Source organism: Pseudomonas lurida, assembly GCF_013522705.1.
GTDB lineage: Bacteria > Pseudomonadota > Gammaproteobacteria > Pseudomonadales > Pseudomonadaceae > Aquipseudomonas > Aquipseudomonas quebecensis.
In genome coordinates, this window is the sequence record NZ_JAAMRE010000017.1 from 99,999 (window position 1) to 114,631 (window position 14,633).

The window sequence follows — 14,633 nt, forward strand, 5'->3', positions numbered from 1 at the left end:
ACGTTCAGTCGGGCGGGACTGGCACTTTGCCACAAGTCAAGGCATGCTAGCCGCCCTCCGGGCGTCCGGCTTATAGTGCACGTCGCGCGCCAGTCCAGCCAAACCGCAGGATTACAGCTTGTCCAAAGTCACGCCGCCAACTCCTTTGCGCGCCGCTCATCTAGCGCCAGGAGCGCCCCTGCACGGTCCTCTCAAAGGCGCATTGGCGACGCTCGTCCTGCTGCTGCTCGCTTTATTGTTCTGGCAACTGCTGGATCAACTGCAGCAAAACCAGAAAAACCAACAGCAATACACCATCGACTACAGCGCCGACCTGGCCGAACAAATCAGCCTGAACATGGCCCTGAGCGCCAAGATCGCGCTCAACCTGCTGCCGATGGTCGAGGCGCCCCGCGACAGCGAACAGCAACAGGCCTTGATGCGCACACTGCAGCGTTCCCTGCCGGAATTGCGCAGCGTCGCCCTGCTGGCTCCCAGCGGCGCGATGATCAGCGACAGTGCCACGGACAGCCAGGACAGCGCCTGGCTCGACGAGCTGGTAGAGCGCAGCCACGGCCAGGCGTATTACCTGAGCAACAACGACGACGGTTCCCTCATCTATTTGCTGCTCCACCAGCCCAGCGGCGGCTCGCGGGTCTACTGGGCGCTACGCCTGGCGCCCGAGTACCTGGCCAACCTGACTCCCCAGGACAATCAGGGCCAGCGCCCGACGTGGGCCATCGAGAATCGCCTCAACCACCGCGTGATCAGCCGCGACACCGGCATGCCGGCCCAATGGGCCGGTGCCCTGACCCCGGACGAATTGAACAAAACCGTACTGATCACTCCCCTGAGCAAAAGCGACTGGCAACTGCGCGGCCTGTTCGACCGCACCGCCGTGCTCGAAGAACTGCTGCCGGCGTTTATCGGTAAATGCCTGTTGGGGCTGGCGTTCTCGCTGATCCCGGTGATTGTCCTGCTGAACATGCGCCGCCGTCAGCGCCAAGTGCATGAGGGCCGGCGCCGTTATCAGGATATTTTCGAAGGCACCGGCGTGGCCCTGTGCGTGCTGGACCTGTCGGGGCTCAATGCCTTTTTCGATAAGGCTCGCCTGCAGACCCGCGAGCAACTGCAGGCCTGGCGACTGGCCGACCCGGCGCAGTGCCGGCTAGTGCTCAGCGAACTGCGCATCACTGAAATCAACCAGGTGGCGGTGCGCCTGCTGAACGTAGGCTCGTGCGAAGAGGCCTGGCAGCGCCTGATCAGCGATTGCCCGGACAACGCTACCTCTATCGGCTATCAGGTGCTTGAGGCGGTCCTGACTCAGCAGGACCAGTTGGAGCTGGAAATCCAGCTCAAGGACGTGGCCGGCAACGAACAGTACCTGTGGCTGGTCATGCGCTTGCCGGAGCAGCAGGACGATTTCAAGGCGGTGATCCTCAGCATCAGCGATATCACCAGCCGCAAGCTGATCGAGCTGTCGCTGGTGGAGCGCGAAAGCTTCTGGTCGGACGTGGTCCGTACGGTGCCCGACCACCTGTATGTGCAGGACGTGATCAGCCAACGCATGATTTTCAGCAACCATCACCTGGGCCACACGCTCGGCTATAACCGCGCCGAACTGCAGCAAATGGGCGAGTACTTCTGGGAGATCCTGCTCCACCCCGAAGATGCCGAGCACTACCACGAGCTGCGCCAGCAGCAACGCCAGGCGGGCTACGCGACCCAGCTGCACTGTCAGTTGCGCTTTCGCCATCGCAACAACCAGTGGCGACGCTTCGATATCCGTGAACAGGCCCTGGCCCGGGACAAGAGCTCGCAAGTCACGCGCATCATCGGCGTGGCCAAGGACATTACCGACCAGATCGAAGCCAGCGAATCGCTGCGCGACAGCGAGCAGCGCTACCGCATGCTCGCCGAAAGCATCAGCGACGTGATCTGCTCCACCGACAGCCAGCTGGCGCTCAACTACATCAGCCCATCGGTCAATGCGGTGCTGGGCTATGACGTGGACTGGGTGTTCAAGAACGGTTGGCAATCGATCATCGCCAACCCGCAGCAATTGGCCGGCATCTACAGCCTGGTGGAACAGGTCAGTCGCGCGCTGGGCGACCAGGCGGCCCTGAGCAAACTGCGCGATCAGGTGCAGACCCAGCTGTTTCTGTTCGACTGCCTGCGCGCCGATGGCCGCAAAGTGCCGATCGAACTGCGCGTGGTGCTGGTATGGGACGAGCACGGCACCTTCGAGGGCATCCTCGGCGTGGGCCGCGACATCAGCCAGCAACGCCGCGCGGAAAAAGACCTGCGCATGGCGGCCACGGTATTCGAGCACTCCACATCGGCGATCCTGATCACCGACCCGGCCGGCTATATCGTGCAGGCCAACGAGGCGTTCAGCCGCGTCAGTGGCTATGAAGTGGCGGATGTACTGGACCAGTTGCCGAACATGCTGACCGTCGACGAGCAGCAGGAAGCCCACCTGCGCTACGTTCTCAAGCAATTGCACCAGCACAGCACCTGGGAAGGCGAGGTGTGGCTCAAGCGCCGCAACGGCGAGCATTACCCGGCCTGGGTCGGCATTACCGCAGTGTTCGACGACGAAGGCGACCTGGCCAGCTATGTGTGTTTCTTCAGCGACATCAGCGAGCGCAAGGCCAGCGAGCAGCGCATCCACCGCCTGGCCTATTACGACGCCCTGACTCACCTGCCCAACCGCACATTGTTCCAGGACCGCCTGCACACCGCGTTGCAGGCGGCCGAACGGCAGAAGTCGTGGGTGGTGCTGATGTTCCTCGACCTCGACCGCTTCAAACCGATCAACGACTCCCTGGGCCACGCCGCCGGCGACCGCATGCTCAAGGAAATGGCAACCCGCCTGCTCGGCTGCGTGGCCGAAGACGACACCGTAGCGCGCATGGGCGGCGACGAATTCACCTTGTTGCTGCAACCGCGGGTCAATCGTGAACTGGCGCTCAACCGCGCCATTCATGTGGCCGAGCAAATCCTTGCGAGCCTGGTGAAGCCGTTCGTGCTGGAAGGCCGCGAGTTCTTTGTGACCGCCAGTATCGGTATCGCCCTGAGCCCGCAGGATGGCAATGAGCTGAGCCAACTGATGAAAAACGCCGACACGGCGATGTATCACGCCAAGGAGCGCGGCAAGAACAACTTCCAGTTCTACCAGGCCGACATGAACGCCAGCGCCCTGGAACGCCTGGAACTGGAAAGCGACCTGCGCCACGCCCTCGACCAGAACGAATTCGTGCTCTATTACCAACCGCAGTTCAGCGGCGACGGCAAACGCCTGACCGGCGCCGAAGCCCTGCTGCGCTGGCGCCACCCACGGCGCGGGCTGGTGCCCCCAGGCGATTTCATCCCGGTACTGGAAGAGCTGGGCCTGGTGGTGGACGTAGGCGATTGGGTCATCAGCGAGGCCTGCCGCCAGCTCAAGACCTGGCATCAGAACAAAGTGCGCGTGCCGAAAGTCTCGGTGAACATCTCCGCGCGGCAGTTTTCCGACGGCCAGTTGGGCACGCGCATCGCCAACATTCTGAAGGACACCGGCCTGCCGCCGGCGTGTCTGGAACTGGAGCTGACGGAAAGTATCCTGATGCGTGAAGTCAACGAAGCCATGCACATCCTCGACAGCCTGAAAAACCTGGGCTTGAGCATTGCGGTGGACGACTTCGGCACCGGTTACTCGTCGCTCAACTACCTCAAGCAATTCCCCATCGATGTGCTGAAGATCGACCGCACCTTCGTCGACGGCCTGCCCTCCGGCGAACAGGACGCGCAGATCGCCCGCGCGATTATCGCCATGGCCCACAGCCTGAACCTGGCGGTGATCGCCGAGGGCGTGGAAACCCATGAGCAACTGGACTTCCTGCGCGAACATGGTTGCGACGAGGTCCAGGGCTACCTGTTCGGGCGGCCGATGCCGGCGAATCGTTTCGAGGCGCAGTTCAGCAATGATGCCCTCTTCATGTTCGATTGATTGGGACCAACAGCTCCAATCAATCGAACATGAAGAGGGCAGCGGCAAGCTTCAAGCTATAAGCGGCAAGAAGAAACGAACTGCTTTTACTCCTAGCTTGTGGCTTGCAACTTGAAGCTGGCGCTTCATCGCCATGACTATGTTTCATATCCCTTCTGACAAGCGCCTGGGTTAGAATGCCCTCCTTTTCTGCCCCCGATCCTTGAGGACCGCCATGTTCAGCCGTGATTTGACTATTGCCAAGTACGACGCCGATCTCTTCGCCGCCATGGAGCAAGAAGCCGTGCGCCAGGAAGAGCACATTGAGCTGATCGCTTCGGAAAACTACACCAGCCCTGCGGTGATGGAGGCTCAAGGCTCTGTACTCACCAACAAGTACGCCGAAGGCTACCCGGGCAAGCGCTACTACGGTGGTTGCGAGTACGTCGACGTGGTTGAACAACTGGCCATCGACCGTGCCAAGGAACTGTTCGGCGCCGATTACGCCAACGTCCAGCCGCACGCCGGTTCCCAGGCCAACAGCGCCGTGTACCTGGCCCTGCTGCAAGGCGGCGACACCATTCTGGGCATGAGCCTGGCCCACGGCGGTCACCTGACCCACGGCGCCAGCGTGTCCTCCTCCGGCAAGCTGTACAACGCCGTTCAATACGGTATCGATGCCAATGGCCTGATCGACTACGACGAAGTCGAGCGCCTGGCCGTTGAGCACAAGCCGAAAATGATCGTGGCCGGTTTCTCTGCCTACTCGCAGATCCTGGACTTCCCGCGTTTTCGCGCCATCGCCGACAAAGTCGGTGCCTACCTGTTCGTCGACATGGCCCACGTGGCCGGTCTGGTCGCCGCCGGCGTCTACCCGAACCCGGTGCCATTCGCTGACGTGGTCACCACCACCACCCACAAAACCCTGCGCGGTCCACGTGGCGGCCTGATCCTGGCGCGCGCCAACGCCGAGATCGAGAAGAAGCTGAACTCCGCCGTCTTCCCTGGTGCCCAGGGTGGCCCGCTGGAGCACGTGATCGCCGCTAAAGCGATCTGCTTCAAGGAAGCCCTGCAGCCTGAGTTCAAGACCTACCAGCAACAAGTGGTGAAGAACGCCAAGGCCATGGCCGGTGTGTTCATCGAGCGTGGCTTTGACGTGGTGTCCGGCGGTACTGAAAACCACCTGTTCCTGCTGTCGCTGATCAAGCAGGACATCTCCGGTAAAGATGCGGACGCTGCCCTGGGCAAAGCCTTCATCACCGTGAACAAAAACTCGGTACCGAACGACCCACGCTCGCCGTTCGTCACTTCCGGCCTGCGTTTCGGCACCCCGGCTGTGACCACTCGCGGCTTCAAGGAAGCAGAGTGCAAGGAACTCGCCGGCTGGATCTGCGACATCCTGGCTGACCTGAACAACGAAGCCGTGATCGACGCGGTACGTGAGAAGGTCAAGGCCATCTGCAAGAAGCTGCCGGTATACGGCGCTTGATTGCAGTTGCTTGAATAAGAAGCCCGGCTCTAGAGCCGGGCTTTTTTATGCCAGATTTCAATGTGAAATGCGCTCAAGCCCCCTGCCACATGGTCTTCAGGGTTGGTAGACCTTGGCAAAGCCTTCGCGGATCTTGTCTTCCGGCAATTCATCGGCAATAAACACGATCACACTCTCCCGAGCCTCACCCTCGCCCCACTGCGTGTCCCAGTCGAAACCATAGAGCTTCAGCACACCCTGGAACACCATGCGCCGCTCCTCCCCGGCAATATTCAGCACGCCTTTGTAGCGCAGCAATTGCTTGCCGTGGTCTTCCAGCAGTTCGTTCATAAATTCACTGAGGCGGTCGATGTCCAGCGGCTGGTCGGTGCGCAGCACCAGGCTGGAGATACGGTCGATGGACGGCGCCTGGCTCACCGGACGCAGGCTCATGCCGGCATTGAGGTTGAAACCACGGACATCGAGCAACTGAGCCAAATCTATCTTGCCGTGCTCGACGACGTGGATCGGCGCGCGACGGTTGATACGCGTCAGGCGTTCGCTGAGAGCGTCGAATGTGGTGGCGTCCACCAGATCACGCTTGCTCACCAACAAGCGGTCGGCAAAGCCAATCTGCGCCTGGGCGATGGTCTGGGTCAGGTGGTGCTCGGCGTGGGCTGCGTCCACCAGGGTGATGATGCCGTCGAGGATGTAGCGCTCGCGCAATTCCTCGTCGATGAAAAATGTCTGGGCCACCGGCGCCGGGTCGGCCAGGCCGGTGCACTCGATCACCAGGCGGTCGAAAGCAATCTCACCGCTGTCCAGGCGTTCCAGCAGCAGGTAAAGGGCCTTGGTCAGGTCGGTGTGGATAGTGCAGCACACGCAGCCGTTGGACAGGGTCATGACCTGCACCGGCTCGGCGCCCAACAGCTGAGTATCGATACCGGCGTCACTGAATTCGTTTTCGATCACGGCGATTTTAAGGCCGTGCTCGGCTTTGAGCAGGTGGCGCAGCAAGGTGGTCTTGCCGGCGCCGAGAAAGCCACTGAGGACGGTCACTGGAATGGGAGAGGACAAACAGTTCTCCTTATTAACTGAAGAAACACAAAACAAATGTGGGAGAGGGCTTGCCCCCGATAGCAGTGTGTCAGGCACTTATGTGTCACTGAGACACCGCTATCGGGGGCAACCCCCCTCCCACAGTGGGTCATCGCCAGCCCGAACTAACGGGTCAGCAGCACTTGGGCCCACCCTTGCCGCCGTATCGGGCTTCCTGGCGTTCGCGAAAGAACGCCTTGTAGTCCATCACCGGCTTGTCCGGGTGCTTGGTTTGCATATGCTCGACGTAGGTGTCGTAGTCGGGCATGCCGACCATCAGGCGTGCGGCCTGACCGAGGTATTTACCCAGGCGACTGATGTCATTGAACATGGCTGCAATCCTCGATCATGCGTCCGGAATGGCCTGGAACGGGGCTTCTTTATCCGTACGTTCTTTGTTGCCCCAGGCGGCGACGCCGACCTTGAGCGCATAGAACAGGATGCTGAATACCACGAACAGGAACAACGCCGTCAGTGTCGCGTTGGTGTAGGCGTTCCAGATCACGTGCTGCATCTGGTCGATGCTCTTGGCCGGCGCGAGGATCTGGCCACCGGCCAGGGCATCGCTGTACTTCTTGGCCAGCGACAGGAAGCCGATTGCCGGGTTGGCGTCGAACAGCTTGATGAAGCCTGCGGTGGTGGTGCAGATCAGCAGCCATACGGCCGGCAGCATCGTTACCCAGATGTAGCGCTGGCGCTTCATCTTTATCAGCACAACGGTGGCGAGCATCAGCGCGATACCGGCCAGCATCTGGTTGGAGATGCCGAACAGCGGCCACAACGTGTTGATACCGCCCAGTGGGTCGATCACGCCTTGATACAGCAGGTAACCCCACATCGCTACACAACCGGCGGTCGCGATCAGGTTGGCGGTCCACGACTCGGTACGCTTGAGCGCCGGCACGAACGAGCCCAGCAGGTCCTGCAGCATGAAGCGACCGGCACGGGTACCGGCGTCGACAGCGGTCAAGATGAACAAGGCTTCAAACAGGATCGCAAAGTGGTACCAGAACGCCATGGTGTTTTCACCCGGCAGCACACTGTGCAGGATCTGCGCGATACCGACTGCCAATGTCGGCGCACCGCCGGCACGCGCCAGGATGGTGGTTTCGCCGATGTCATGGGCCACCGCCTGCAGCGCTTCCGGGGTGATTGCAAAACCCCAGCTGCTGACGGTCTGTGCCACGGCCATTACGTCACCGCCAACCACGGCGGCCGGGCTGTTCATGGCGAAGTACACACCGGGCTCGATCACCGAGGCCGCGACCATCGCCATGATGGCCACGAAGGACTCCATCAACATGCCGCCGTAACCGATGTAGCGGGCGTTGGTTTCGTTATCCAGCAGCTTGGGCGTGGTGCCCGACGAAATCAGCGCGTGGAACCCCGAGACCGCGCCACAGGCGATGGTGATGAACAGGAACGGGAACAGCCCGCCTTTCCACACCGGGCCGGTGCCATCGATGAACTGGGTCAGCGCCGGCATTTTCAGCTCGGGCATGGTGACCAGGATACCGATCGCCAGGGCGATGATGGTGCCGATCTTGAGGAAGGTGGACAGGTAGTCGCGCGGCGCCAGGATCAGCCACACCGGCAATACCGCCGCCACGAAACCGTAGCCGATCAGCATCCAGGTGATTTGCACGCCGGTGAAGCTGAACGCCTTGGCCCACACCGGATCGGCGGCAATCTGCCCGCCCAGCCAGATCGAGCCGAGCAGCAACAGTACGCCGATGATGGAAATCTCGCCGATGCGGCCCGGGCGGATGTAGCGCATGTAAATGCCCATGAACATCGCGATCGGGATGGTCGCCATCACCGTGAAGATGCCCCATGGGCTCTCGGCCAGGGCCTTGACCACGATCAGCGCCAGCACCGCGAGGATGATGATCATGATCAGGAAGCAGCCGAACAGCGCGATGGTCCCCGGAATGCGCCCCATCTCTTCGCGCACCATATCCCCCAGGGAACGGCCGTTGCGACGGGTGGACAGGAACAGCACCATAAAGTCCTGCACCGCACCGGCCAGCACCACGCCGGCGATCAGCCAGAGTGTGCCGGGCAGATAGCCCATCTGCGCTGCCAGCACCGGGCCGACCAGCGGGCCTGCGCCGGCAATTGCGGCAAAGTGGTGACCGAACAGGATGTGTTTATTGGTCGGCACATAGTCCAGACCGTCATTGTTGAGCACTGCGGGGGTGGCCCGCCGTGGGTCGAGCTGCATCACGTTGTTAGCGATGAACAGACTGTAGTAACGGTAAGCAACCAGGTAAATGGCTACTGCGGCCACCACAATCCACAAGGCGTTGATCGCCTCGCCGCGGCGCAAGGCCACTACGCCCAGGGCGCACGCTCCTACGATTGCCAGCACCAGCCAGGGTAAGTGGCGTAGCAGGCTATTATTATTTTTCATTTTTATATTCCAGCCAGGGTGGACAGAAAGGACAGCCACTCTGAGTTTAGCGCTGTTGGCCTCAAAGACCACCCCCCTCCATTGGTCTAGAGCCCTGCAGCGCTGAAAAAAGCAGAAAAAATCGCCCAATGATGGCGCAGGGCTACACTCCATCCATCCTCAGAGGGTTTCACCATGACCGATCACCCGTCCGACCGCCGCTGTTTCCGCCGGATCGCCCTGGATGCGAAAACCGAACTTCGCCAAAACGAGCAGCAATGGCCAGTAACCTTAGTGGATCTGTCGCTCAAGGGCCTGGCAGTAAAGCGGCCCGAACATTGGAAGGGCAATAAAGACCTGCCGTTCGAGGTGGATATCCGCCTGGATCCCAAAGCGCATATCAAGATGCAGGTCAGGCTGACCCATGACGATCACGGCCAACTGGGCTTTGTGTGCAAAGAAATCGACCTGGATTCGATCAGCCACCTGCGACGGCTGATCGAATTGAACCTCGGCGATCAAGATGAACTTGAGCGAGAGTTGGGCGCCTTGCTGGCGCTATAGGCTCAGGGAAACGCCTCGCGGCCGGGAAATTCGTTTTCCATGTCCCAGTAGCCCTTTTTCTGACTCGACGTGACTTGCCATCGCCCGTCGACATAGCGATACGTCTGGTAGCGCGTGGTGAAATCGTCCTCGCCGTCGCCGTCCATAAAGGACGATACCTGCAACAGTTCATCCGGCCCGCCACTGGCCGGCGTCGCCACCTGCCAGTCGGCCTTCCCCGTGTGGGCCAGGGTCAGCGGCTGAGGCTTGCCGTCCGCGCCGGTGTAGCTCAGCGGTGTGAGTTGCTGTTTGGCCGGCAGCAGCAATTGAGTGGCAGGGCCGCTGTAGGAGCCCATCGGCGCGGTCTCATCGATGCTCAGGAAATACACCGGCTCGGGTAAACCCTTGAGCGGGGCTTTACCGACCTCGGCCAGCGGGTAGCCAAGGTCCTGCTGCGCAACCACTTTATCGGCGGCCGACACCAGGCGTACTTGAGCCTCAAGCAGCGGGTTGTCGACCAGATCGCCGGGCTCGTCGAACGAGTCCTCATCCAGCCCACTGCCCCAATTGTCCTTATGCATCTGCGCGCTGATGCGCTGGTCTTCCAGGATCTGCAGCTGGTTGCCCTCTTCGGTTGCCAGCGTCTGCGCCAGGCGGTAACCGGCCGGCAGCTCGGCAGCCGCGGCCATGGCGGGCGCGCCCGTCAGGGCGACAAGCAGGGCGACTACCGCCCAGTCGTTCGATCGTTGCATCGGGTGGTTCCCTTGTTATTCGAAAAGTGCATCGAGCGCCTGCTCCAGCCGCGTCACCGCAATGACCTGCAGCCCCGCCGGCGCTTCCTTCGGCGCGTTGCCCTTAGGCACGATCGCGCGCTTGAAGCCGTGCTTGGCGGCTTCCTTGAGTCGTTCCTGACCGCTCGGCACCGGGCGCACTTCGCCGGACAGGCCGACTTCACCGAACACCAACAGGTCATGAGGTAATGGCCGGTTGCGCAGGCTGGACATCACCGCCGCCATCAAGGCCAGGTCGGACGCAGTTTCCAGCACCTTGACCCCGCCGACCACATTGAGAAATACGTCCTGGTCGTGGGTCGGAATGCCGCCATGGCGATGCAGCACCGCGAGCAGCATGGCCAGGCGGTTCTGATCCAGCCCCAGCGTCACCCGACGCGGATTGGCCAGATGGCTGTCATCCACCAGCGCCTGGACCTCCACCAGCATCGGCCGGGTACCTTCCCACGTGGCCATGACCACGCTGCCGGGGACTTCCTCCTGGGCGCGGGTCAGGAAAATCGCCGAAGGGTTGGAAACTTCCTTCAACCCTCGGTCGGTCATGGCGAAGACACCCAGTTCGTTGACCGCACCGAAACGGTTCTTTACCGCCCGCAGCAAACGCAGGCGTCCGTCGGACTCGCCCTCGAAATACAGCACAGTGTCGACCATATGCTCCAGCACGCGAGGCCCCGCCAACGCACCCTCTTTGGTGACGTGGCCGACCAGGAAAATCGCCGTGCCGCTCTGCTTGGCATAACGCACCAGCAGCGCCGCGCTCTCGCGTACCTGGGACACGCCGCCCGGCGCCGATTGCAATTGCTCGGTAAAAATCGTCTGGATCGAGTCGATCACCATGACTTTGGGCTTTTCCACACGAGCCGTGGCAATGATGCTTTCGATGCAGGTTTCGGTCATCACCCGCAACTGGTCCTGGGGCAGGCCCAGGCGACGGGCGCGCATGGCCACTTGTTGCTGGGATTCTTCACCGGTGACGTACAGCGCCGGCATGCGGCTGGCAATGCTGCACAAGGTCTGCAACAGAATGGTCGACTTGCCGATGCCCGGGTCGCCGCCGATCAGCACCACCGAGCCATCCACCAGGCCGCCGCCCAGCACCCGGTCCAGTTCACCGGAGGCCGTGGAAAATCGCGGAATCTCTTCGACGCTGACTTCAGCCAGGGTTTTGATCTGCGCCTGTTGCCCGGTCCAGCCGGCGCGGCCGGTGGGCGCAGCCGCACCGCCGCTCTCGATCATGGTTTCCGTCAGGGTGTTCCACGCGCCGCATTCGCCGCACTGGCCGGCCCACTTGGGAAAGGTCGCGCCGCACTCCGTGCAGCCGTACATGCGCTTGGCCTTTGCCATTCGAGAACCTCCAACTGAAAAACCGCGATGATAGCTCAGCGCGACGCCGGGGTCCGGATTTCACCGCTGGCCAATCGCGAGGCACTGTTACCCACCGGGTCTTCGGCGTTGAGGTCGGCGCCCTTGGCCTTCAGCTCATCCAGCAGTTCGATGCGCTTGAACAGCCCGGCGTACATGGCGGCGGTCTGCCCGGCACCGTTGCGCTGGTCGGGGTTGCAGTCGGTGGCCAGCAGGCGCTGGGCAATTTTCAGCTCACCCTTGAAGATCGCGCCCATCAGGGCGGTGTTACCGCGTTTATCCTGCACGCAGGCGTCGGCACCGGCGTCCAGCAAGCGCTCCACAAAGGGCGCCTGGCCATGGTAGGCGGCGAGGATCAGGGCGGTGTAGCCCTTGTCGTCCTGGGTGTTCAGGCTGTAGCCGGACTCAATGAATGTATTGAGCATGTCGAGGTCGCCACGGCGGGCGGCGTCGAAGTAATAGTCCTGCAGTTGCGCCTTGAGCGCGACCGGGTCGGCGGATTCGGCCCGAGCCGTGAAGGCCAGCATGGCGATCAGCAAGCCAATGGAAATACGCATGGGAGTTCTCCTGCCAAGGGATCGGCGCCCGCGTGGACGCCGATCGGAACCAACGGGTCAGTCGGTCAGTTTGTCGGCCAGCGCCTTCACGCGGGCCAGATCGCCCTTGGCGACCTTGGCCACGCCGGTGCCGTATTCCGGATCGGCCTTATAGAGGAACGAGAGAATGATGTGCTTGCTCTCGTCATCGGTGGTGGCCAGGGAGCCGCCGAAGTTTTCAATCAGGTCCTGACGCTCTTTCTGACTGTACGAACGGTACAGATCACCGGCCTGCTTGAAGTTCTGCTCGCGCTGGATTTTCGCCTGCTGGGTGCTGCCGGACAGCGGCAACTGGCTGTAGCGCGCGGCTTGTGGCTCTTCACGCGGTTCCAGGCGGCTTGGCTGATAGTTCACACCGCTGCTGGTCTTGCCGCTGTTCATCGCGCCGTCCTGATTGCCGTTGTTGACGGTCACGCGCGGGGCGTTGATCGGCAGCTGCAGGGCATTGGCGCCCAGGCGGTACATCTGGGTGTCGGCGTAGGAGAACACACGGCCTTGCAGCAGGCGGTCTTCAGACGGCTCGATGCCCGGCACCAGGTTGGCCGGCGCCATGGCGACTTGTTCGGTCTCTTGGAAAACGTTGGCCGGATTACGGTTGAGGACCATCTGCCCCACTTTGCGCTCGGGCACATTCGGCCAGATCTTGGTGGCGTCCAGTGGATCGAAGTCGAACTTGGCCAAGTCTTCAGGCTTGAGCACTTGCACATACAAGTCCCATTTCGGGAAGTCGCCCTTGTTGATATGGGTGACCAAGTCGTTAGTCATGTGGCTGTAATCGCGCCCCTGTACTTGCACCACTTGTTTGGGGTCCAAATTCTTGATGCCTTGCAGGCTCTTCCAGTGGAACTTGACGTAATGCACTTCGCCCTTGGCGTTAATCAACTTGTAGGCGTGTACGCCATTGCCATCCATTTCCCGGTAACTGGCGGGTGTGCCGGCGTCGGAATACAACTCGGTGAGCGTGCGGGTCGACTCGGGAACATGGGAGAAGAAGTCGAACCGGCGCGAATCGTCGTCCAGGTTAGTTCGCGGATCAGGTTTGAACGCGTGCACCATGTCAGGGAACTTGATGGCGTCGCGAATAAAGAACGTCGGGAAGTTATTGCCCACCAAGTCCCAGTTACCGTCAGCGGTATAGAACTTGGTGGCGAAGCCGCGTGGGTCACGCAGGGTTTCCGGGGAATGGTTGCCATGCACCACGGCGGAGAAGCGCACGAACACCGGAGTGGTCTCGCCGGCGGCGAATACTTTGGCCTTGGTGAGGTCGCTGAGGCCATCGGTCACGGTGAAGGTGCCGTGGGCGCCGGTGCCGCGCGCGTGCACCACACGCTCCGGGATACGCTCGCGGTCGAAGCGTTGCAGTTTCTGAATCAGCTGTACGTCTTGCAGCAGCACCGGGCCGGTGGCACCGGCGGTTTGCGAGTTCTGGTTATCGCCAACCGTGGCACCGTTGTCGCGGGTGAGGTTGGCGGCGTGTACAGACAGGGAAAGCAGGCTGGCGGTGGCCAGGAGCAGCGCGTGTCGCGCCAGCACCGGCCCGCGGCGGGTTGGATTTTTCATCAAGGTTTCCTCTGGTTTTTTTGATGCACATTCAGTTGTGCTTGCCAGAGGCTAGTGACCCGAGAGTCAGAAGATAAATAGAAAACTCATACCAGGCCGATTAATAAATGAGTGTGGTAACCCACTGAATTTCCGGGTATTTCGCGCGCGATTGGTGGCACTTTGCAAACTATTTGCGTTTTAATGTGTCGATAAAAACCAACAGTGTTAACAGTTGTGTCGCGCAAGCCCGCATCGACTGACTTACACTTGGCACCACCCTTCTCATCTGTAACAAGGAATAACCTATGGGCGTGATCAGTGAGTTCAAGGCCTTCGCGGTCAAAGGTAATGTGGTCGACATGGCCGTCGGTATCATCATCGGCGCCGCCTTCGGCAAAATTGTTTCCTCATTTGTAGGCGACGTGGTGATGCCGCCGCTCGGTCTGTTGATCGGCGGTGTGGACTTCGGTGATCTGGCGATCACGCTCAAGGCCGCCCAGGGCGATGCACCGGCCGTGGTGCTGGCGTATGGCAAGTTCATCCAGAGCGTCGTCGACTTCCTGATCGTGGCATTTGCAATCTTCATGGGCGTGAAGGTGATCAACCGTCTCAAGCGCGAAGAGGCCAAGGCACCGAGCCTGCCGCCGACGCCGACCAAGGAAGAAGTGCTGCTGGGCGAGATCCGCGATCTGCTCAAGGCACAGAACGACAAGCCGCTTTAAGCCGCACCGGTTTGCAAAAAAGGCGCCTCCAGGGGTAATGCCAGTCAGTTAAGGAGGAACACTGTAACTGTGGCGAGCGGGCTTGCCCCGCGTTGGGCTGCGCAGCAGCCCCAATAGGAGCGTCGCAGTATGCCAGGCAGCTCCGGGACTATGTTTTGGGGCTGCTGCGC

General features: G+C 61.2%; 11 protein-coding genes. 4 read left to right on the forward strand and 7 right to left on the reverse strand.

All coding sequences use genetic code 11. The annotated features are described in order from the left end of the window. Nucleotides 1-118 precede the first annotated feature (118 nt). Nucleotides 119-3,970 carry a sensor domain-containing protein gene (locus G7025_RS15610; RefSeq protein ID WP_181080052.1) on the forward strand — a complete coding sequence of 1,284 codons (3,852 nt, stop codon included), beginning with the start codon at nt 119-121 and terminating at the stop codon, nt 3,968-3,970. 214 nt (nt 3,971-4,184) lie between these two features. After that, nucleotides 4,185-5,438: a serine hydroxymethyltransferase gene (gene glyA / locus G7025_RS15615; RefSeq protein ID WP_017528864.1), complete on the forward strand. Its 1,254-nt coding sequence runs from the start codon at nt 4,185-4,187 to the stop codon at nt 5,436-5,438. 96 nt (nt 5,439-5,534) lie between these two features. On the opposite strand, the gene yjiA is transcribed toward glyA, so the two are convergent. The 3 genes from yjiA to G7025_RS15630 all read right to left on the reverse strand — a co-directional run bounded on the left by yjiA (nt 5,535) and on the right by G7025_RS15630 (nt 8,928). Then, the gene (gene yjiA / locus G7025_RS15620; RefSeq protein ID WP_181080053.1) at nt 5,535-6,494 is read right to left on the reverse strand and encodes a GTPase; all 960 of its coding nucleotides are present in this window, start codon (nt 6,492-6,494) and stop codon (nt 5,535-5,537) included. 154 nt (nt 6,495-6,648) lie between these two features. Beyond that, a complete protein-coding gene (locus G7025_RS15625) occupies nt 6,649-6,846 on the reverse strand; it encodes a YbdD/YjiX family protein (RefSeq protein ID WP_003194308.1) in 198 nt (65 codons plus the stop codon). Nucleotides 6,847-6,861: 15 nt separating this feature from the next. Further along, a complete protein-coding gene (locus G7025_RS15630; protein ID WP_034100834.1) occupies nt 6,862-8,928 on the reverse strand; it encodes a carbon starvation CstA family protein in 2,067 nt (688 codons plus the stop codon). Nucleotides 8,929-9,102: 174 nt separating this feature from the next. On the opposite strand from G7025_RS15630, the gene G7025_RS15635 reads away from it, so the two are divergent. After that, entirely contained in the window at nt 9,103-9,471 is a 369-nt protein-coding gene (locus G7025_RS15635) for a PilZ domain-containing protein (protein ID WP_181080054.1), read from the forward strand. A gap of 2 nt (nt 9,472-9,473) precedes the next feature. Here the strand turns inward: G7025_RS15635 and G7025_RS15640 are convergent, their stop codons facing one another. From G7025_RS15640 to katB, 4 genes are read right to left on the reverse strand one after another with little or no spacing between them, the layout of a single operon-like run. Further along, nucleotides 9,474-10,202: a hypothetical protein gene (locus G7025_RS15640; protein WP_181080055.1), complete on the reverse strand. Its 729-nt coding sequence runs from the start codon at nt 10,200-10,202 to the stop codon at nt 9,474-9,476. A 15-nt stretch (nt 10,203-10,217) separates the two neighbouring features. Then, nucleotides 10,218-11,585, reverse strand: a complete 1,368-nt coding sequence (radA, locus tag G7025_RS15645) for a DNA repair protein RadA (protein ID WP_181080056.1) — start codon at nt 11,583-11,585, stop codon at nt 10,218-10,220. A 35-nt stretch (nt 11,586-11,620) separates the two neighbouring features. Next, nucleotides 11,621-12,160: an ankyrin repeat domain-containing protein gene (locus G7025_RS15650; RefSeq protein ID WP_181080057.1), complete on the reverse strand. Its 540-nt coding sequence runs from the start codon at nt 12,158-12,160 to the stop codon at nt 11,621-11,623. A gap of 57 nt (nt 12,161-12,217) precedes the next feature. After that, nucleotides 12,218-13,759 (reverse strand): catalase KatB, encoded by a 1,542-nt coding sequence (gene katB / locus G7025_RS15655; protein WP_181080058.1) that lies wholly within the window; start codon nt 13,757-13,759, stop codon nt 12,218-12,220. Nucleotides 13,760-14,046: 287 nt separating this feature from the next. Here katB and mscL point away from each other — a divergent pair, with 287 nt between their 5' ends. Further along, nucleotides 14,047-14,463 (forward strand): large-conductance mechanosensitive channel protein MscL, encoded by a 417-nt coding sequence (mscL, locus tag G7025_RS15660; protein WP_181080059.1) that lies wholly within the window; start codon nt 14,047-14,049, stop codon nt 14,461-14,463. Nucleotides 14,464-14,633: the final 170 nt, after the last annotated feature.